Origin of the sequence: Rhodococcus jostii NBRC 16295, from assembly GCF_001894825.1 — a bacterium.
GTDB lineage: Bacteria > Actinomycetota > Actinomycetes > Mycobacteriales > Mycobacteriaceae > Rhodococcus_F > Rhodococcus_F jostii.
In genome coordinates, this window is record NZ_BCWY01000129.1 from 1 (window position 1) to 20,332 (window position 20,332).

Below are 20,332 nucleotides of genomic sequence, written 5' to 3' on the forward strand. Positions count from 1 at the left end.
GCCGCGGGTGATGATCGGCGGGGTGATGTTCTCCCCGTGCCGCGAGAAATGACCCCACAGGTGGCGGCGGGCGGCCGCGTCGAGGCGCGGAGAAATAGGCGAAGCGGTGGTAACCGTAGTCATCGGGTTCCCCAATCATATTGCTGTTTGACAAGTTTCAGGTACACCATCGTCTCGGTGCCGAGCACACCGGGAAGGGTACGAATTTCTTTGTTGAGCACGGACAACAGGTGGTCGTCGTTCTCACACACGATCTCGGCCAGGATGTCGTAGGCGCCGGCCGTGAGCACCACGTAATCGATGGCATCGACGTCGGCGAGTTGGGCGGCGATCTCGGTGACGTCTCCCGAGCAGCGGATCCCGACCATGGCCTGGCGCGCGAATCCCACTTGCACGGGGTCCGTCACCGCGACGATCTGCGTGACACCGGTGTCGATCAGCTTCTGCACGCGTTGGCGTACAGCCGCTTCGGACAATCCGACGACTTTGCCGATGGCCGCGTACGACCGTCGTCCATCCTCCTGGAGTTGCTCGATGATCTGCTTGGACACGGGATCGAGAGACGCGGGCTGCTCAGACATGGTCGAATCTTCCCTTGCTCGTCGTGTCGAAGACAATCGGCTCGGACATTTCGGAAACTATCGCCTCTTCCCGGTGACGTCGGTGCGGTGGATCAGGACTCGGGCACCTTCACCTCCGTGTCGGCGGTGAGGGTCTGGCCGCGGAAGAATTTCCGGGTTCCGGTCGCGAAACACAGAAGCATCAGCGGGATTCCGACGACCAGCATTCCGACGCCGAGGACGAAGACGCCGCCGAACGGGCCGAAGGCGGTGAATCCGTAGTCGGGGCTGAGCATGTCGACGGCGCTCTGGAGGAACGCCCACGTCATGCACAGGCCGCCGAGCAGCGGCAAGATGCCGCGCATGAACAGGTTTCGCGTCGAGGCGAACAGTGTTCGGCGGAAGTACCAGACGCACGCGTAGGCGGTGATGCCGTAGTAGAAGGCGACCGCGAGGCCGAGCGACGCCACCGAATCCTGCAACGCGTTGGCGCTGAGGAACGAGAGGACCAGATAGAACAGGAGTGCCGACGCCCCCATGACGAGCGTTCCGAAGCCCGGCGTCATGTAGCGGGGGTGCACCGAGGCGAACCGGCGCGGCAGCGCCTCGTACACCGCCATCGACAGCGTGCCGCGGGCCGTCGGCAGGATGGTGGTCTGCGTCGACGAGAGCGCGGAGATCGACACCGTCAGCAGCAGCAACGATGCAGCCCACGGCCCGGCGACCGGTCCGCCCAGGGTGGTCAGCACATCGTCGACGTTCTCGGGATTGTTGAGTCCGATTCCGGTGTCCCCGAAGCCGGCGTACGACTGCACGGCGTACCCGACCAGCACGTACGTGGCGACGAGGATGACCGTCGTCAAGATCGCGGCGCGTCCCGGAGTCCGCTCGGAGTCCTTTGTCTCCTCACCCACGGCCAGGCAGGCGTCCCACCCCCAGTAGATGAAGATGCACAGGATGATCGCCTGGGCGGCGTCGGACATCGAGACGCCGGTCGGGATGATCCAGTCGAGTTTCGGGGTGACCGCCTGCGGTCCGGCCGTGCCGCCGAAGACCTTCGTCAGTGCGAGGACGCTGACCCCGATGAGGACGGCGAACTGCACGGCGATCAGCACATTCTGCAGTCGTTCGCTGATGAGGATGCCCCGGAAGCTGACGTAGGTCATGGCCGCGATGAAGAAGCAACCCAGCAGGACTTTCGCGGTGAGCGATTCGGCCGCCCCGTGCAACCCGACGACCTCGAACAGGTAAATCGCCGCGATCTCCGCGGTGTTGGCGAGGACGATGATCGCGGACACCGCGAGTCCCCATCCCGCCATCCAGCCGATCCACGGACCGAAAGCCTTGGTGGCCCAGGTGAAGGAGGTGCCGCAATCCGGGGTGTCGCGGTTGAGTTCGCGGTAGGCGAACGCCGTCAGCAACATGGGGATGAAGGCGATGAGGAACATCGACGGTGCCTTGTCGCCCACTGCCAGAACGACGTAGCCGAGCGTCGCGGCGAGGCTGTAGGCGGGGGCGACCGACGACAGCCCGATCACGGTGTTGCCGATCAATCCCAGTGCGCCACTGTTGAGCCCCTTGGCGGGGCTGTGCAACTGGGTCTGGGTGGTCGAAGGCTGAGTCTTCAAGGGCGGCGGTTCGGCAATGCTCATTCATACTCCCTCGAGGTGTGTGGCTGCGGGCAGACGTGCCCGTGCAGGTGTGGTAAAGGGGTGCAGTGGTTTTCGCGGCTACGTGGCGGCGACGAACACTTTCCGCAGGGTGTCACGCACGATCCACCGGGTCTTCTGACCGGTCTGCACGCGGACGACGCTTCCCGGTCGCAGTTCGAGATCGACGGTGCCGTCCTCGAACTGCACCGTCGCGTCGCCGCTGAGCACCACGAACACCTCGTCGACCTCGACGTCGGACGAGACGCTGGGCTCGATTTCCCATATCCCGACGGTGGCGCCCGCGATGTCACCGAGCAGGCGTTCGCCGACCATCGGTGCCGGTCCTCTGAGAACCTGATCGGCGGGGAGGCGCTCGTAGGTGAGATCGGCGGTGTGAGCCTCGGTGTGCGTGCCGGATTGCCAGGCAGACTCGTCGGTGCGGAGTTCGGTCACGAGTCGAATCCCAATCCCACGGCGTCGAGAGCCTTGAGGAAGACGTTCCGTCGGCCCTCCGTGTGGTCGGCGCGATCGAGTGACCACCGGGTGGCGTTGATGCCGGCCGCAGCCAACGGTTCGGGCGGGAAGGGGAGGGGCATGGACGTCACCATCTTCAGCTCCGTCAATGCGGTGGTCTCGCCGGCGACCTTGTCGAGCATGACGTTCGCCGCGAAGCGGGAGGCGCCGACACCCAGACCGGTGAAGCCGGCGGCGTAGGCGATGCGCCCCTTCGCCGCGGAACCGAAGAACGAGCAGAAGCGGGTCGACGTGTCGATGACGCCGCCCCACCTGTGGGTGAACTCGAGACCCTCGAGCTGCGGGAAGGTCGTGAAAAAGTGGCTGGCTAGCCTCGCGTGCGACTCGGGCCGGTCTTCGAGGTCGTGGTTCATGCCTCGCCCGAAGTGGTAGATCGCGTCGTATCCGCCCCAGAGGATCCTGTTGTCCCGGGTGAGCCGGTAGTAGTGGAACTGGTTGGACATGTCGGCGATGCCCTGTCGGTCAGACCATCCCACCTCCGCGAGCTGCGCATCGGACAGCGGTTCGGTCATGAGCACGTAGTCGTACACCGGAACCGTGTGCAGCCGGTACCGCTTCAGCAACGACGGAAAGGCATTGGTAGCCAGGATCACTCGGCCGGCGGACAGGGTCGCGCGTGACGTCCGGACACCGACGCGGGACGACGACCGGGAGCGGACGAGGTCGAGAACCTTGGTGTGCTCGTGGATCACGACACCGTGCTCCGCACAGGCCCGGCCGAGTTCGGTGGCGAGTTTGGCCGGATGCACCAGTGCGGTGGACTGCTTGTCCCACACTCCGGCCAGGTAGGTGGGTGAGTTCACCTGCGCGCGCATCGCGGGGCCGTCCAGCACCGTGGTGGTCACGCTCGACAGGGTGGCGAGCACTTCATCGGCCTGGTAGTCAGCGATCGCGACCGAGATCGCGCCGTTGCGCTCGAAATCGCAGTCGAGGCCCAGGGTGTGGACGGTCTTCTCGATGGCGTCGAGGTTCTCGAGCCCGAGCGATTCGAGTGTGTCGATCTCCTCCGGCCAGCGTCGGTGACCGTTCTCGCTGCCGTGGGTGAGGCTGGCCTCGACGAATCCGCCGTTTCGGCCGGACGCAGCCCATCCGATGGTCTCGCCTTCCACGAGGGCGACGGACATGTCGGGGTGGCGCTGTTTCGCGAGGAGCGCGCTCCACAGTCCGGTGTATCCGCCGCCGACGACCACCAGGTCGTAGGATGCGTCGGCCGACGCGGACGGGTAGGTGGGGGTGTCGGAGACGTCCTCGATCCAGAACGGTGCCAACCGGGTGCGCCGGAGCGCATGGTCGACGACCTTGGCGTTCGGTTGATTCTTCTCGAACACTGTCTGCTGCATGAAGCACCTTTGTTGGCGGGATGACCGAAAGGTGGCGTGTGAGGCACGTCACCGTGGTTCCCTATCCTGACGTGAGCGCGTCACTATTTCAATAGCAATTCGCAGAAAGTTGTACTGATTCCGTAGCGAATCTGTCGATAGGGAACTGAATCGGTTGTTTCGGTCGGTTCGTACCGAGGGATCGTCAGCGACGCGCGATGCTGCCGACGTGCAGGGACACCGAGCGGACCGGGCTGATCTTCGGCTCGCCGCCCGACTTCACGGCGTGGACGGTGCCGAACTCGACGGTCTCGTCGGGGAAGCTGCCCGCGAACGCGTAGACGTAGTAGGTGCCGGCCACCGCGTCACCGGGGACGGTGTAGCTGACGGCCTCCTCGAGCACCTCGCCGGGTTGCAGGTCGACGTCGACCGGTCCGTAGAACGGGTCGCTGGTGCGGCCGTCGGGGGAGACCGCGCTGACCCACACCTGTCCCGCGTAGGGCCGGTCCTCGGGTGCCTCGACGAGCATCGTGGCGTCGACCGTCCCGCCGTCCGCGGGCACCGTGAGGTCGGAGTCGCCGCTCAGCGTGACCCGCACCGGCAGATCGGTGTCGGGGTTCGCCGGTCCTGTTGATGCGGGCGATCCGTCGCCGACCTCGGGCCACCCGTTGGCCCACACGATCCGGTCGATCATCCCTTCGCGTCGCCGCGCGCCGCTGGGCAGATCCCGGTTGTCGCGCGGAATGGCGTGATACACGATCCAATCCGAGCCGGCGTCGTCGGACACCACCGTGTTGTGGCCCGGGCCCGCCCACGGTTCGCTGCCCGCGAGGATGAGGGCGCCGCCGCCGTCGTTCAGGTCCTGGCCCTTGCGGTCGAGGTAGGGGCCGGTCAGCGACTCCGACCGGCCGACGAGCACCCGGTAGGCCGTGTCGGCGCCGTTGCAGCAGTTGCCGGCCGACAGGAACAGGTAGTAGTAGCCGTCGTGGAACTCGACGTACGGGCCTTCGAAGCGTTCGTCCGCCACCCGCACGGGTTCGCCGGCCGCCGCGGTCCCGTCCGCGCTGAGCGGGATGGCGTGGACGCCCTGGAAGTTGCCGACGAACATGGTCTTGGTGGTGCCGTCGTCCCACACGAACGGGTCGATGGTGCCGCCGACGCCCACGTCGTGAGCGCAGAACACCGGCCGCCCGAGGTCGGTCCATGGTCCGGTGGGCCGGTCGGCGGTGGCGAGACCGATGCAGGGATTCGACTCGTCGTACAGCGAGTAGTACAGGCTGTATCCACCGTCGGTCTCGAGGACGTTCGGCGCCCACGCGAGCTTGCCCTCCGGATGCCACGGGGGCCGGTCCGGGAAGACGTCCCCGAGATACATCCAGTCCATGAGGTCGGCGGACTTGAAGATCGACATGTTGTGCATGCCCTGGCCGTCACCCCAGTCGTCGGCCGTTGTGTACATGTAGAACATGCCGTCGGACGCGCGGACGACGCTCGGGTCGGCGGCCACCGGTTGCACGATGGCCTCGGCGCTCGCGGTGGGGGCCGGTGCCACCATGAGGACGAGGAGCGTCAGGGCCGTCACGATCCACCCGCGCCGCGGGAGGTGCCGGGTGCCGGACATGCGTGGCGCAGCATCGTCTGTGTTCACGTACGCTCCCAACCCTTGCCCGCCCGGAATGCGCCAATGTATAAGGCTCAGGTCGAGGTCAAGGGTGAATCCGGCGACGTATGCCGGACTGCAACCGAACCGTGTTCTCCGGACGGTGACGGCGTCAGGATGTGGGGTCGAGCAGAACTAGCGGAATTTCGCGGTCCGTTTTCTTCTGGTAGCCGGCGTAACCCTTGTAGGCAGCGGTCACCTTCGGCCACAGACGGGCCCGCTCCTCGGGGGTCGCCACGTGGGCGCGCATGGACTGCGCGGGCTCGCCCTGGAGCGAGAGTTGGACCACCGGGTTGGCCTGGAGGTTCAGGAACCACGAGGGGTGGCGGTCGTCGCCGCCGCGGGAGGCCACCACCACGAGGGTGTCGCCCTCCCTCACCGGCACGGTCAGCATGACGCTGTGCACCTTCCCGGTCTTGCGGCCGACGGTGGTCAACTCCACCGCCGGCATCTTGCCGAAACTCCGCCCGACCCGCCCGCCGGTAATGCGCAGCACGGCGCGGTGGGCGGCGTTCATGAACTTGAGTCCGCGGTCCGTCGGCATGGTGTCAGCCTAACGGTTGATTCCTGTGTCGCTACAGGACGGGCACACGGAGGGTTTCCAAGATCAAAGTGTGACAATTGAACGGGAAACCCTCCTGACCGAACCGTCCCGGGCAGTCTGACTACAACGACCGTGTCGGGGCCGCACGAGGTTGCTGTGCAGGCCCATTCAGACTCTGGCGCGGATCTCACGAAGTCAACAGTGCCGGATCACCGCAGGTAGGTTCACAATGCGCTGGTGTCCCACTCAGTGGGCCCCTTTCGGGGGTCAGTTGGGCGGGGCGGCAGTAGCATCGGGCAACCATCGCCTATCGGCGGCAAGCGGAGGTCGGGTCTAGAGTACGGCGATGAGGCGTCCGTCAGGTGCGCCCTGCTCGAGGCGGTGCAGGCCTTCGGGAATCTCGCCGAAGGAGATCTGCTCGGTCTTCGGCTGCACTGCCCCTGTGGCTATCAGCGCGAGTATTGCGCTCGCTTCGGCTTTGGTGCCGTTCGATGCACCGACGATATGCACTTCCTTCATAGTGATGCTGGGGATCGAAACGGATGTGGCTTCGACGCCCAACCCAACCTCGACGATGCGGCCGCCATGCCGAATGGCTCCGATTGCGGAGTCGAGAGTTCCGTCCGCGCCCGCGAAGTCGATGATCACGTCGAGATCCTCGGATTCGAAGACACGGATGTCCTTCGAGCACGACTCGACACCCAGATGGCATGCGAGTGGCCACCGTGCCTCATTGACGTCAGCGACGAACACGGAAGCTCCTGCGGCCTTGGCGATCTGGACACCGAAGTAGCCGAGGCCGCCGAATCCGACTATACCGACCTTCATTCCGGATTCGATCTGCCCAGCCGTGTGCACTGCCCTGTACGCGGTGCGACCCGAACAGGTCGCCGACGCCGCGTCGCGAAACGACAACCCATCGGGTAACGCTACGGGGAGGTGGGACGGAACCCTGACCTTCTCGGCGTAGCCGCCGTCCATCGCGGTCCCTGGGCCGTCCGTGGTTGCAGGTATCCCGACACGGTCACCGAGGACGAACTCGGAGACGTTCGATCCGACAGCAGAGACGGTGCCGACTATCTCATGGCCGAGTGTGATGGGGACGTGTCCGAGTAGGTGCGTGATAGTTCCGTTCATGAACCCGATGTCGGAGTGGCACAGGCCGACCGCTCCGGTGTCGATGACGATGTCTTCGGGGCCGGGCACCAGTTCGCCGACTTCTTCGTGTCGCAGTTTTTCGTTGACCGCGGTAAATCGCCATGCCTTCATTGCTTCGATCCTTTGCGCTATGCCGTCGACGGCGGCTTGTCGAATGTCGAAAAGTGTTGTTGCAGTTAATCACAGCTGTGCGGCTATCATTGACGAAGTGGACGACTCGGTCCGTGATCCGCCTCGGGCAGCATTCGTTGTCACGCTCGCCGGGAGGCTCGTCCAAGGGTGCCGTGCATACGTGGACCAGGACTGTCGCCCGTGAATGGGGTCCATCCGGAATCCGCGTCAATGCTGTTCTGCCCTATGTAAACACACCGATGTTCGACAAATACACCAGCTCGCTGGGGCCGGAAGAGCTTGCCGCCTATCAGGAACAGCTCCGGAAGGACATTCCGCTCGGTGGAACGTTCGGAAACGCCGAACGCGATCTGGCTCCGGTGCTCGTATTCCTGGCGAGCGACGCGTCGCACTTCATCACCGGTCAGCTGCTTCCGGTCGACGGAGGATTTGCAGCCGTACGGTAGCGGAAAAGCTCTGTGCCCCCCTGGTCGAGTGGACCAGGGGGCGCGACTCTCGTCAGAGCTCGAGTTCCTCGCGGTGTTGCGAGCGTTGTGCGCCACGAATCGTCAATAGCGCAACAACACTGATTGCTGCACATCCAAGCGTGTAGTAGGCCGCAGACAGCGGATCACCCGTGGTGGATGCAAGCCAAGTGATGATGTACGGCGCCGTGCCGCCGAAGATCGCCACCGACAACGCGTAGGTCACGGATACGCCGGTAGCACGGTTGCGGGTACGGAAACGTTCGGACAGGAATGCCGGCATCGGGCCGCCGACGACGCCGATGAGCAGACCGGCGATCACGAGTGCCACCAGTCCGCCGCCGAAGCCGAGATTCAGCATGAAATAGAGGGGATAAGAAAGGACCACCACCGCAACCGATCCGAACATCAACACCGGCCGTCGTCCCACGCGGTCGGACAGTGCACCGAACACCGGCATCGACAGCCCGGCGATGAGTCCGGTGACGAGTGCAAGGAAGTAGGACCGCTCGAAGGTCATGTCGTAGCTGGTCGACAGGAAAGTCGGCATTCCGACCATGAAGGTGTTGCCGACTGCGTTGTACACGACCACGACGCCCATGGTTGCCGCGAGAAACGTCAGTGGTCGTCGCTCGATGGGTTCCCCGACGGCAGGTTTGCCTGAGTCGACCTTGACCTGGATCTGCTTGAAGTGCGGCGTCTCGTCGACCTTGAGCCGTAGGTAGAGGACGATGAGGCCCATGGGAGCCGCAATGAGGAACCCGACCCGCCAGCCATAGGAGGCCATGGCGTCGTCGGAGAGAAGGACTGCCAGAAGTGTCGCGACACCGCCGCCGAGCACGAAGCCCAAGGTGGTTCCGACGAACGACCAGGAGCCGTAGAGCCCGCGTTTGCCGGAGGGAGCGGACTCGACCATCAGGGACACCGCTCCGCCCATCTCGCCGCCCGCGGACAATCCCTGGGCGATGCGGCACAGCGTCAGCAGCAGGGGCGCGAGGATTCCGATCGAGGAGTGCGTAGGCAGAAGGCCGATGCACGTCGTGGCAATTGTCATCAGCACAATGATCAGCGCGAGTACGGGCTTACGTCCCAATCTGTCCGTCATCCGCCCGAAGATCACTGCCCCGACAGGGCGCAGGAAGAAGGCGAGGGCGAAGAGCAGGAACGTCGAGAGTATCGACGCAGTCGGGTTGTCCGAGGGGAAGAACAAGGGCGCGATGATCGGCGCCATGTAGGCGTAGATCGCGAATTCGTACCACTCGATGAGATTGCCGAGCGAACCTGCGACAAGTGCCTTTCGCGACTTCTGGACGTCGAGCACCACCTCGGTGCGCGGCGTGGAGCGGACTGTGTTCGGCATGGTGATGTCCATTCGGGTGAGTGTCGCCAGAGGCGTGTGCCCCGGGTCCGACGTATGTATGTGACGACTGACACACGGAAATCAACACGAATGTTGCCCGCCTGGGCTGACGATGTCAACGTTTGTGTAGATGGGCGCATCTTTTGCAACGCGGGCGTTGACAAGTCTCCGCGACGGCTGCCACCATGAGTCGAAGGCTTTTCAACGTCCATGTTGAAAGTTCGTGATCTCGGCGAGGAGCGACTCACAGCTCCGGACGCCGCACTCGACGCGAGAGGTGCTCAGATGAAGGCAGCGCAGCAGGTCCAGGAGGCAGGCGCAGCAACCGACGATCGAATCAATCCCGATCGGCTCACCGAATCCGAGATTCGAACCGCGGTTGCACGGGCAAATGTGCCCTCGCTGCTCATGGTCGTGTTCCAGACGACGGGTGACGAGAAGTGGCTGGCAGCGCCATACAGGCCGACGAGAGGCAAAGGTCTCGGCGACCACGACTCGGGCGGTCTCGACGAGCCGATTCAGGATGAGATCAGGGAGGCCGCGGTCAAGGCCATCCTCGACTTGCAGAACGGCGCTCTTCCTGCGGTGGAGACTCCCTCTCCGGAACTGACGGTGCGGATGATCAGTGTCTGCACGGGCGAAGAAGTCGGGGAGGAGTACGGACCCATGCTATCTCTCGAGCTCGCTCGCCGTGCCGCGCCAGATGCTCCGAGCCTCGCACTGGAGCCTGTCGATGCACCGGAAGGATACTCGGTGGTCGTCATCGGTACAGGCGTTGCGGGAATAGCTGCGGCGCAACAGCTCGAGGACATGGGCATCGACTATGTCATTCTGGAGAAGCAGCCGGAGGCCGGCGGAAACTGGTGGCAGAATACGTATCCCGGCGCGGGTGTCGATACCCCCAGCCACCTGTACTCGTTCTCATTCGCGAAGAACGACTGGACGACACACTTCGAACTCCGCAACGAACTGCAGGCCTACTTCGGAGCCGTGCTGAAGGACCTCGGTGCCGGTGAGCGTGTTCGTTATGGAACCGAGGTGCGGTCGACTCGGTATGACGAAGCCGCCGCGCAGTGGTCAGTCGACGTGATCAATCCCGATGGCTCGTCGTCGACGCTGAGGGCCGATGTGGTGATCAGTGCGGTGGGAGTGTTGAATCGCCCGAAGACGCCGAACGTCCCTGGGATGGACAGCTTCACCGGAACGAGTTTCCATTCGGCTGCGTGGCCCGACGAACTCGATCTGGATGGCAAGCGTGTTGCTATCGTGGGCACGGGTGCCAGCTCCATGCAGATCGCACCGGCCATCGCGGACCGCGTCGCCCATCTCAGTATCTACCAGCGCTCGCCGCAATGGGTCGCGCCGTTCGAGAAGTTCCGCGCCCCGATACCCATGGAACTGCGCCGCCTCATGCAAACTTGCCCGATCTACCACAGCTGGTACTGGATTCGCTTGTTCTGGCAGTTCGGCGACAAGGTGATCGAGTCGCTGCGCGTCGACCCGGAATGGGAGCATCCCGAACGCTCGGTGAACGCCCGCAACGATGCCCATCGAGAGTACTTCACGCGGTACATCACGGCGCAGGTCGGAGATCGAACGGATCTGCTCGACAAGGTGATGCCCGACTACCCGCCGTTCGGTAAGCGGATTCTGCTCGACAACGGCTGGTACTCGACTCTGCACAAGGACAACGTCGACCTCGTCGACAGGTCCGTCACCGCCGTCCGCCCCGAGGGCCTGGTCGACGATCAGGGCGCTGAGAACGACGTGGACGTGATCGTGTGGGCCACCGGATTCGAAGCAGCACGATTCGTGAGTTCCATGGACGTCGTGGGAATGGACGGCCGAACGCTCCGCGAGGTCTGGAACGACGACGACCCCAAGGCCTACCTCGGTGTGTCGGTTCCTGGGTTCCCCAACTTCTTCATGCTTGGTGGTCCCAACTCGTTCCCGGGTAGCGGCAGCTTCATGTTCTTCATGGAGGTCCAGATGCGCTACATCCGTGGGCTACTGACCGAGATGTTCAAGAAGGGAATCAAGGCGATCGATGCGCGCCCCGAGGCGAACGACGAGTACAACGAGCTGGTGGACTCGACTCATGCGCGCACGGTCTGGACGCATCGTGGCATGTCGACGTACTACCGGAACTCGCACGGACGGGTGGTGTTCGTGATGCCGTTCCTCAACGTCGAGTACTGGCAGATGACGCGGCGCCCTGATCTGGAGAACTACACTGCGCGATAGCGCACCGCGAATTCTGCCCCGGAACCGAATCGGTTCCGGGGCAGGTTCGTTCAAGAATCTTCGTTACCACGCGTCGATGCGCCTGCGAACCTGAGTCGGGCGGTCGGGACGCGGAGCGGCGAGGACATCGACGATCCGTGAGCGAGTCGAGGCGGGATCGATGACGTCGTCGATCTCGAACACGGACGCCGCATTGACGGCCTTGCCCTGCGCCACGTAGTCCTCGAGGTGCTGTTGGTAGACGCGTTCCCGTTCCTCGGCGTCCTCGATCGCGGCCAGCTCACGACGATAGCCGAGACTGACGGCCCCCTCCGGGCCCATGGCACCGAGTTCGGCCGACGGCCATGCCACGATGGTGTCCGGGACGCGGAAGCTTCCGCCTGCCATGGCCTGGCCACCCAGTCCGAATGCCTTGCGGACGATCACCGTACAGAACGGAACGGTGAGAGCAGGCGCTGTGACGAAAAGCCGGCTCACGTGACGTACCGAGGCGGTGCGTTCGGCGTCGGGTCCGACCAGGAAACCGGCTGTGTCACAGAGCGAGAGAACAGCGAGGCCGTACGCCTCGCACAGTTGCAGGAACCTGGTCATCTTGTCGGCTTCGGCGCTGCCGATCGTGCCGCCTGCACGGCTGCCGTCGTTGGCAACGAGCCCAATGGGATGCCCCTCGATCCGGACCAGCGCAGTGATCAAGCCGGCGGCGAATCCGCGTCGGAGTTCGAGAACGGATCCCTCGTCTGCAATGGTGTCGATCAACGTGCGGATGTCGAACGGGCGATTGCGTCGTTCGGGGACGATGTGGCGCAAGATTCGCTGGTCCGCGGCGGTCCACTCGATCTTCGGGCCGGCGAAGTATCCGAGATATCGCCGTGCGACGTCGACTGCCTCCGATTCGTCGGCCACGACGATGTCGATGACCCCGTTGGCCTCCTGGACGGACACCGGCCCGATGTCGTCCGCGGCGAACACTCCGAGGCCGCCCCCTTCGATCATAGCGGGCCCGCCGAGGCCGATCGACGTATCACGAGTCGCGACGATGACATCGCACGATCCCAGCAGCGCAGCATTTCCGGCGAAACAGCGACCGGACGCGATCCCCACGGTCGGAACCGAACCGTTGAGCCGTCCGAGTGCGACGAATGTCCCGAGATCCATCCTCGTCGCCCGAGACATGTCGTCGGTGTCCCCGGGGCGGCCCCCGCCACCTTCGGCGAACAGAACTACCGGCGTTCCTCTGCGGCCTGCCAGCTCGAACATTCGCTCGGCCTTCTTGTGGCTCTGAAGGCCCTGGGTTCCGGCGAGCACCGTGTAGTCGTACGCGAGCACTGCCACCGGCCGTCCGGCGACCCTTCCGAAGCCCGTGACCAGGCCGTCTGCCGGCGTTTCGGATTCGAGTTCGCCCAGAGGCCTCCGTCGTCGCTGCGCAGCCACGACCAGAGATCCGTGCTCGTGAAAGCTCCCTTCGTCGACGAGATGGTCGACGTTTTCGCGCGCGGTGCGTTTGCCGCGCTCGTGCCGACGTTCGATTGCCGCCGGACGCGACTCGTCCAGTGTTCGGAGCTGCCGTGCTTCGATCTCGGCAAGGTCCGTGCGCTCGGCCGTGACGTTCACGCCGATGGGGTCTGTCGATGCGTCGTCCTGACTCACATCGAGCCTCAGGGTCACGAGCAACTGGCCGGCTCTCACGGTATCGCCGACCGCAATCCACACGTCGGCGACGCGCCCTGCTGCTGTCGCGCTGACGTCGGTCTCCATCTTCATGGCTTCGAGCGTGATCAGCGCGTCGCCGTTTCGCACGACCTGTCCCGGCACCGCGGCCGTCGCGACGACGGTGCCCGGCGACGGGGCCCGCAGATCGAGTTGTGTCACCGGCTCCGCCGGTGCATCCGGTATCGAGAGTGTTGCCAGATGATCGTCGATCGTTCGTGTCGTCACCGTGCCGGACCGGAACTCGTGACTGCCCAGCAGCCACGCCGACGTCGTGACGTCGGTATCCATGTCGTCCAGGGTCAGATCCGAGAGTGCATGGATCAGTTCTGCTGCGGCTGAGTCGAAGTGGCCGTCGTCCCGGTGCACGATGACCTTTGCCAGCAGTGGGTCGTATCCGGTTCCCACTCGCATTCCTACGTGTGCGTGAGAGTCGACGCGGATCGAAGAACCGGACGGAAACCGAACGTCGGTGAGTACGTCGGAGCCATCGGGTCTCGGGCTGCCGGTGACCCGCGCCTCGATCGCGACACCGTTCGGTTCGCCGAGCGTTGCCGGTGAGAGTTGCACGTCCTCGAGCGTGCGTCCCTGTGCGACGTCGAGTTGCAGACCGACCAGGTCGAGGCCGGTGATCGCCTCGGTAATTCCGTGTTCCACCTGGAGGCGTGGATTGGCCTCGATGAAGTACCACCGATCGAGATGGTCGGACTCCACGAGGAACTCGAATGTGGCAAGTCCCCTCAGTCCGACTGAGGACGCCAACGTCAGTGCTGCGGAGTGGAGTTCCTTGCGAGTGGAATCGGGAAGGTTCTGCGCGGGTGCGATCTCCACGACTTTCTGGTGGCGGCGTTGCGCCGTGCAGTCGCGGTCGAAGAGATGCATCGGTGTGCTCACGCCATCGCCCACGACCTGGACTTCGATGTGCCGTGCGCGCGGTAGGTAGGCCTCGACGTAGACATCGGACAGGCCGAAACTGCGTTCCGCCTCGGAACGGCATCTGTCGATGGCACGATCGAGTTCGGTGAGATCCTCTACTATTCGCATACCACGACCCCCGCCGCCTGCGGTGGCCTTCACGATTACCGCGCCGGCCGGAAGAGACTGCGCGAACCGAAGTGCGTCGGTTTTCGATGTGGGACCTGCGGTGGCAGCGAGTACGGGTACTCCGCAGCCGGTCGCGAGTTCACGTGTGGCGGACTTGTCCCCGAGAGTCCTCAGCGTGTGAGCGTCGGGTCCGACGAAGGTCAGCCCCGCCTCGGCGCAGGCCTCGGCCAACTCGGCGCTCTCGCTGAGGAATCCGTATCCGGGGTGGACCGTCGATGCCCCCGACGCCAGTGCCGCGTCGCGAATGGCCGTGACATCCAGATAGGCGGCGGGGCCCGTTTCTCGAAGCGGACGTGCGTGGTCGGCAGCAGCGACGTGCGGGGCATCGTGCTCGTCCGCGCTGTACACCGCAATCGTCTTGATTCCGCGTGCTGTGGCGGTGCGGATGATTCGAAGCGCTACTTCACCGCGATTGGCGATCAGAATGGACGTCATACCGCTTGCCGGTCGGAGGCGAACCCGCCGTAACCGCCCTGGAAGAAGATCAGCGGTGACTCGGGTGTGTCGAGTTCGAGGTGTCGCACGCGGCCGACGACGATGTGGTGATCGCCGGCGTCATGCACGGCATCGATCTCGCAATCGATCCACGCCAGCGCACCCTCGATGCGAGGCATACCGGAGGGGGTGGGGGCCCACTCGACGTCCGCGAACTTGTCGGTTCCCTTTCGGGCGAGGCTGCGGCAGATCTGTTGTTGCTCGGAGCCGAGCACGTTGGCGCAGAAGCGTCCGGCCGTGCGGATCTTGGGAAAAGTGGACGACGACTTGTCGGGCAGGAACGCGACCAGTGGCGGATCGAGTGACACCGAGGTGAAGGACCCGACCGCCATGCCGGTCGGGTTGTTCTCGGCGTCCATGGTGGTCACAGCTACGACGCCGGTGGGGAAGTGGCCGAGAACGTTTCGGAAGCGCAAGGGGTCTATCGCGTGAAATTTGTCGACGATCACGCCGTCGGGGACAGCGGTGCGCGAGTCGGATTCGTGTGTCTCGACCTTGCCCTCCATTGTGGAGCCCATGGTGATTCCTTTCGTCCGTGAAGCCGAGCCGGGCATCGAGGACATATGACTCCCGACGCGGAGACTGATTGCAGCCTCCTCCGGAGCCGGAAATCTGTCAACTATGTCGTTGATGCAATCTACGATGGCGTAGATTCAGTAGTTGTGGCCGCGGGGTCGAAGGTTGACATCTGTGGCGCAGGGCACAATGATCGGGACAGCGATCTACGCTGACGTTGATCGCGAGATGCGGGGTTCGACCCTTCGGTCGAGTCGCTGGATTTGCTTCACCGCGCAAAGGAGTGCACATGTCCGACATCGAAAGCAGGGTGCGTCGGCTTGAAGACAGGGCGGAGTTGGAAGACCTTGCGGTCCGCTACTTCCTCGCCTCTGATTTCGACGATTTCGACGCCATCGCCGATGCCTTCGCAGGGAACGGGACGTTCTCGGCTGGAGGATTCCCCGGCGCCACCACCGGCAGTGGGATCGCGAACATGATTCGGCAAGCTCGTACCGCGTTTGGAACCACCATTCACACGCCGCACTACGTCCTGCTCGAGTTCGTCGACGACGATCACGCGACAGGGCTGGTAGGTGCACACCTCGAGATCGCAACGGGTGGAACGACGGTGTTCGGCGCTGTGCGTTACGAAGACGAGTACGTCCGCGAAGGTGGGCGCTGGAAGTTCGCGTCTCGCAACATGCGCACCGTGCATCTCGGCCCCTGGGACGAAGTGGCCACGTCGCTCACTTCGGATTTACCTGTTCGGTGGCCCGGGGCCGAACCTGCGCCCTCCGACTACACGGTTCGCGTCTGACCGTTCGCACCCGTTGCCTGCGGGTGCGAACGGTCGTCAGAATCTACATCAATGTTGATTTTCCGTCGCGTATTCCTGACGGGCAAATCGAACGTACATCAACAATTCACGCCCCAAGGAGATCGATATGACTGCAACCCATGAGGTGTCCACCAGGGAGCTCGCCGAGCTCGTGGAGACCGGCAAGATCGAGCGCGTCCTGTTCGAGTACGCCTACAACCTCGACATGAACCGCCCCGACGATCTCGTCGCTTTGTTCACCGAGGACTGCTACGTCGCCTACGGTCCCGACTTCGGTGCCGAGGGCCGCGCCGCCTATCGCGAGACACTCGACGGCATCGGTACGTTCTTCACGGCAACCAGTCACCACGTGTCCAACATCGTCGTCGACTTCTCCGATGATCTGACGTCGGCCAAGGTCCGTTCGGTCCTGTATGCATGGCATCGCTACACCAAGGAAGGCAAGGCCGACGGGTACTTCTTCGGCCAGTATCACGACGATTTCGTGCGGGACGACGAGCACGGTTGGCGCTTCTCGCGCCGCGAGTTGCGCGCGTCCGGTGTCGTGGACTTCCATGTCAAGAAGCAGATCCCGATCGGGCGGTCATGACGGCGATCGCGGACAGGCCTGCCGAGACCCGCTACGAAAATCTACGCATTGAGCACCGGGGACCGATCAGCTGGATCGTGCTGAACCGGCCGGACAAGGCCAACGCGCTCTCGAACGAGATGCTGGACGAGTTCAGTGCGGCGTTGGCCGCTCTGGCGACGGCCGGCGGACCGATCATCGGAATCCGTGGAGCAGGCAAGGGATTCTCGGCAGGCTACGACATCGGTCAGGTCGGAAAGGTCGTCGCCGAGCCGGACCCGGTGGCGGACCGAGAGCGGCTGGCTCGCAACGTCAATCGCTTTCTCTCGATCTGGGATCACCCGAAACCGGTGATTGCTGCAGTGCACGGATATTGCATCGCAGGAGCCACACAGATGTGTGTGTTCACCGACGTGACCCTGGTGGCGCGCAACGCGAAGATCGGTGAGCCGGCGATCCCACTCGGTGGTGGGTACATCGCGCCGTTGTGGGCGCCCCTGGTCGGCCCGAAACGTGCCAAGGAACTGGCGTTCGTTCCTGGCAACTCGATCGACGGCACGACCGCGGTCGAGTGGGGCTGGGCCAATCACGCGGTGGCCGAGGAAGATCTGATCGCCGAGACCGAGGCGCTTGCCGCTCGTATGGCACGGACGCCGTCGGACATCCTGCGGATCAAGAAGTTGTCCATCAACAAGACGATGGAAGCAATGGGCGTGCGTACCGCAGCCCAAGGCGGTGCAGAAATGGATGCCCTGCTCCATCTGTCGCCGTCGGTGGCCGAGGTGCGCAAGTTCGTTGCCGACATGGGACTGAAGGCGGCGATCGCTGCCTACCGCGAACCCGTGGCGTTACCCGATCATGCGGTCGCAGAACAACTATGAGAAAGGACCTACCGTGAGCAGCGGAGTTTTGTTCGAGTTCGACAACCACATCGCACGTGTGACGCTCGACCGTCCCAAGGCGTTGAATTCCATCGATCCCGAGATGGACGCGGCGCTGTTCGAGGCATGGGCCGAGATCAACTCGAATCCGGACATCTGGGTCGCAGTGCTCGGTGCTACGGGGGAGAAGGCGTTCTGCGCCGGCGCCAACGTGAGCGGTGGGACCGAAGGCGACGGCCGCAGGATGGCGCTCGGCGGCGGTCTCACCGGTGTCGGCGGGCCGATGCTGACGCTTCGTAAACCATTGATCGCGGCAGTGCAGGGATACGCAATCGGCGGTGGATTCGAACTGGCGATGTGCGCCGACATCATCGTCGCAGCCGACAACGCTCAGTTCGGCATTCCGGAGACGAAGGTCGGCATCATCGGCGAGGCCGGCATCATGCATCGCGCGATACGGCAGCTGCCTCATCACATCGCGATGGCTTTGATTCTCACCGGAGAGCGCATCGACGCCCAGCAGGCAGAGCGCTACGGACTGGTCAACGAGGTCGTGCCGTACGAGAAGCTGCTCGAGACCGCGTTGTCGTGGGCGGATCGAATCGCGTCGGCGTCACCGCTTGCTGTCCAAGCAGCAAAGGACGCAGTTCTGTCGCGTGCAGGATGGCCGCTGGATGTCGCGTTGGCAACTCGCTACGAGCCCATCGAGGCGTACGCGTACAGCGCGGACCGCATCGAGGGACGTGCAGCGTTCGCAGACAAGCGTGCTGCGCGATGGAGCGGTCGCTGACACTGCTTTTTGTCTGGGCGCTGGGCCCGGCGTCCGCGTCGCGGTTCCAGCGCCCAGCACGTGCACCCGGCGCCGTGAACGGATGGCCGCGTGATTCCCCGGCGAGCACCGAGAGTGGCATCCGACCTGGTCGCCGACAACCTGAGATTGTAAGGAGCACTTGGCTATGCAGCTGGACGGAAAGAAGATCATTGTCACAGGCGGATCCATGGGCATCGGCGAGTCGGTCGTCCGGGCCTACACATCGGAGGGTGCTGACGTCGCCTCTCTGGATCTCGCTGACGAGCTGGGTGTTGCCGTAGCGCAAGAAGCGAGCCGATGCGGACCTGGCAAAGCGACCTTTCATTCGTGCGACGTGCGTGATCGCGACCAGGTTGAGAAAGTCTTCGAGACCGCTGCTGACCAACTGGGAGGCCTCGACGTAGTCGTGAACGTGGCTGGTGTACACAAGCACTGCGATCCCGCTGGAATCTCCACTGAACTCTATAGATTCATTTTCGATGTCAATGTGTTAGGGACAATCAACACTAACGGTGCCGCACATCGCCTGATGAAATCGAATCGTGTCGGGAATATCATCAACTTCGGTTCCGAGTCGGGACTGACGGGTGAGATCAACAATGCTCTGTACGCCGCGTCGAAGGGTGCGGTCCATACATGGAGCCGGAACGTCGCTCGTCAATGGGGGCCAGACGGGATTCGGGTAAATTACGTACTTCCGTACATGTGGACAAAGATGTACGACGAGTTTCGCGCCGCCTTGTCTCCCGACGAGCTGAAAGCGCACGACGACCAAACTGCTGCAGACATACCTCTCGGTGGGGCTTTCGGTCGAGCCGACCGGGACTTGGCTCCGGTCATGGTTTTCCTCGCCAGCGATGCTTCACACTTCATCACTGGACAAATGTTCCCTGTCGACGGAGGGCTGATTTCCGGACGGTAAGCGTGTGGTGACAGGGCGCTGTGTGCTGGGTCCGACGTACGCGTCGCGGCCCAGCGCACAGTCAGTTCTTCGTCCGCGCGCCCTCGAAGAACAGAGTGCAGAAGGCTTCGGTGGTCTGCTTGGCGTCCACGCTGCGCATTCCCGGCTTGAGCCACCGATGCGTCCAGTTGACCATGCCGAACAGTGCCTTGGACATCAACTGCACCGACACGTCGCTGCGTAGAGTTCCGTCGTCGACTCCCTGCTGCAGCACGTCGAGGACAATGGTTTCGAAGCGTTTGGTCTTTCGTGCCATGTCCTTGCCCCAGGACGTGGTGTCCAGCTGAAGCTGCGCCATGTCTTCCTGGATGTAGAGGTAGACGAAGGGGTAGTTCTTCTCGTACGAGTTCATCTGTTGCTCGACGAGGCGGCGAAGCTTCTCGGGTGCGTCGTCGTCGCCGGCGAGGATCTCCTCTGCGACGGCGATGTTCTGATCCAGAACATCGACGAGAACGTCGTGGAAAAGAGCCTGGAACAGTTCCTTCTTGCTCGCGAAGTAGTAATAGATCGACGCTCGGTCGGTCCCGAACCGCTCGGCGATATCGTTGAGGGTCGCTCCTTCGAAGCCCTTCTCCTTGAAGACATCGGCTGCTGTCCGCAACAGTTCCTGGCGCTTGGCCTGGTAGTTGGGGCTGCTGTCGTTCTGAGCGCTGCGACGGCGTCGGCTCATGCCGCTGTTGGCTGCGGTCGAAGTTGGCATTGTCGGATGATACCTCCGGATCGAGGGCATTGATCAACGTTGACGTCGATCGACCTCGGCGTCGATCGAGGTCGAGGTGGGGACGGGTAAGGCCCCGGGAAGTCGTTGTTTGTCGACAACTTCCCGGGGCCCTGTTATCGGT

Annotated in this window: 18 protein-coding genes; 7 read left to right on the plus strand and 11 right to left on the minus strand. The window is 63.6% G+C overall.

The annotated features are described in order from the left end of the window. Positions 1-119: 119 nt before the first annotated feature. From RJ1_RS41100 to RJ1_RS41130, 7 genes are all read right to left on the minus strand, one after another. Entirely contained in the window at positions 120-581 is a 462-nt protein-coding gene (locus tag RJ1_RS41100; RefSeq protein ID WP_073369652.1) for an Lrp/AsnC family transcriptional regulator, read from the minus strand. A gap of 92 nt (positions 582-673) precedes the next feature. Further along, positions 674-2,212, minus strand: a complete 1,539-nt coding sequence (locus RJ1_RS41105) for an APC family permease (protein WP_083400656.1) — start codon at positions 2,210-2,212, stop codon at positions 674-676. Positions 2,213-2,290: 78 nt separating this feature from the next. Next, positions 2,291-2,665 carry a cupin domain-containing protein gene (locus RJ1_RS41110; protein ID WP_073369654.1) on the minus strand — a complete coding sequence of 125 codons (375 nt, stop codon included), beginning with the start codon at positions 2,663-2,665 and terminating at the stop codon, positions 2,291-2,293. Next, a complete protein-coding gene (locus tag RJ1_RS41115; RefSeq protein WP_073369655.1) occupies positions 2,662-4,086 on the minus strand; it encodes an NAD(P)/FAD-dependent oxidoreductase in 1,425 nt (474 codons plus the stop codon). Before RJ1_RS41115 ends, RJ1_RS41110 begins: the two co-directional genes overlap by 4 nt. 184 nt (positions 4,087-4,270) lie before the next feature. After that, positions 4,271-5,713, minus strand: a complete 1,443-nt coding sequence (locus RJ1_RS41120) for a family 43 glycosylhydrolase (protein WP_073369657.1) — start codon at positions 5,711-5,713, stop codon at positions 4,271-4,273. Positions 5,714-5,837: 124 nt separating this feature from the next. After that, complete coding sequence (locus tag RJ1_RS41125; RefSeq protein WP_073369659.1) at positions 5,838-6,269, minus strand: nitroreductase/quinone reductase family protein; 432 nt, start codon at positions 6,267-6,269, stop codon at positions 5,838-5,840. A 333-nt stretch (positions 6,270-6,602) separates the two neighbouring features. Continuing rightward, on the minus strand, positions 6,603-7,538 hold the full coding sequence (locus RJ1_RS41130; protein WP_073369661.1) for an alcohol dehydrogenase catalytic domain-containing protein: 936 nt from the start codon (positions 7,536-7,538) through the stop codon (positions 6,603-6,605). On the opposite strand from RJ1_RS41130, the gene RJ1_RS41135 reads away from it, so the two are divergent. After that, positions 7,529-8,005 (plus strand): SDR family NAD(P)-dependent oxidoreductase, encoded by a 477-nt coding sequence (locus RJ1_RS41135; RefSeq protein WP_240319935.1) that lies wholly within the window; start codon positions 7,529-7,531, stop codon positions 8,003-8,005. The genes RJ1_RS41130 and RJ1_RS41135 overlap by 10 nt on opposite strands. Positions 8,006-8,057: 52 nt before the next feature. Here RJ1_RS41135 and RJ1_RS41140 read toward each other — a convergent pair whose 3' ends face one another. Continuing rightward, positions 8,058-9,383, minus strand: a complete 1,326-nt coding sequence (locus RJ1_RS41140; protein ID WP_073369687.1) for an MFS transporter — start codon at positions 9,381-9,383, stop codon at positions 8,058-8,060. Positions 9,384-9,668: 285 nt separating this feature from the next. Here RJ1_RS41140 and RJ1_RS41145 point away from each other — a divergent pair, with 285 nt between their 5' ends. Continuing rightward, positions 9,669-11,627 (plus strand): flavin-containing monooxygenase, encoded by a 1,959-nt coding sequence (locus RJ1_RS41145; RefSeq protein WP_073369689.1) that lies wholly within the window; start codon positions 9,669-9,671, stop codon positions 11,625-11,627. A gap of 63 nt (positions 11,628-11,690) precedes the next feature. Here the strand turns inward: RJ1_RS41145 and RJ1_RS41150 are convergent, their stop codons facing one another. Continuing rightward, positions 11,691-14,873, minus strand: coding sequence for a carboxyl transferase domain-containing protein (locus tag RJ1_RS41150; RefSeq protein ID WP_073369663.1), 3,183 nt, complete (start codon positions 14,871-14,873; stop codon positions 11,691-11,693). Next, positions 14,870-15,451, minus strand: a complete 582-nt coding sequence (locus RJ1_RS41155; RefSeq protein WP_073369666.1) for a flavin reductase family protein — start codon at positions 15,449-15,451, stop codon at positions 14,870-14,872. Before RJ1_RS41155 ends, RJ1_RS41150 begins: the two co-directional genes overlap by 4 nt. A gap of 287 nt (positions 15,452-15,738) precedes the next feature. On the opposite strand from RJ1_RS41155, the gene RJ1_RS41160 reads away from it, so the two are divergent. From RJ1_RS41160 to RJ1_RS41180, 5 genes are all read left to right on the plus strand, one after another. Then, on the plus strand, positions 15,739-16,248 hold the full coding sequence (locus tag RJ1_RS41160) for a nuclear transport factor 2 family protein (protein ID WP_073369669.1): 510 nt from the start codon (positions 15,739-15,741) through the stop codon (positions 16,246-16,248). Between the two features lie 127 nt (positions 16,249-16,375). Next, on the plus strand, positions 16,376-16,858 hold the full coding sequence (locus tag RJ1_RS41165) for a nuclear transport factor 2 family protein (protein ID WP_073369672.1): 483 nt from the start codon (positions 16,376-16,378) through the stop codon (positions 16,856-16,858). Further along, positions 16,855-17,718, plus strand: a complete 864-nt coding sequence (locus RJ1_RS41170) for an enoyl-CoA hydratase-related protein (protein WP_073369674.1) — start codon at positions 16,855-16,857, stop codon at positions 17,716-17,718. Before RJ1_RS41165 ends, RJ1_RS41170 begins: the two co-directional genes overlap by 4 nt. A gap of 13 nt (positions 17,719-17,731) precedes the next feature. Continuing rightward, entirely contained in the window at positions 17,732-18,508 is a 777-nt protein-coding gene (locus tag RJ1_RS41175; protein WP_073369676.1) for an enoyl-CoA hydratase-related protein, read from the plus strand. A 166-nt stretch (positions 18,509-18,674) separates the two neighbouring features. Next, the gene (locus RJ1_RS41180) at positions 18,675-19,451 is read left to right on the plus strand and encodes an SDR family NAD(P)-dependent oxidoreductase (protein WP_073369678.1); all 777 of its coding nucleotides are present in this window, start codon (positions 18,675-18,677) and stop codon (positions 19,449-19,451) included. Positions 19,452-19,512: 61 nt separating this feature from the next. Here RJ1_RS41180 and RJ1_RS41185 read toward each other — a convergent pair whose 3' ends face one another. Next, a complete protein-coding gene (locus RJ1_RS41185; RefSeq protein ID WP_240319936.1) occupies positions 19,513-20,190 on the minus strand; it encodes a TetR/AcrR family transcriptional regulator in 678 nt (225 codons plus the stop codon). Positions 20,191-20,332: the final 142 nt, after the last annotated feature.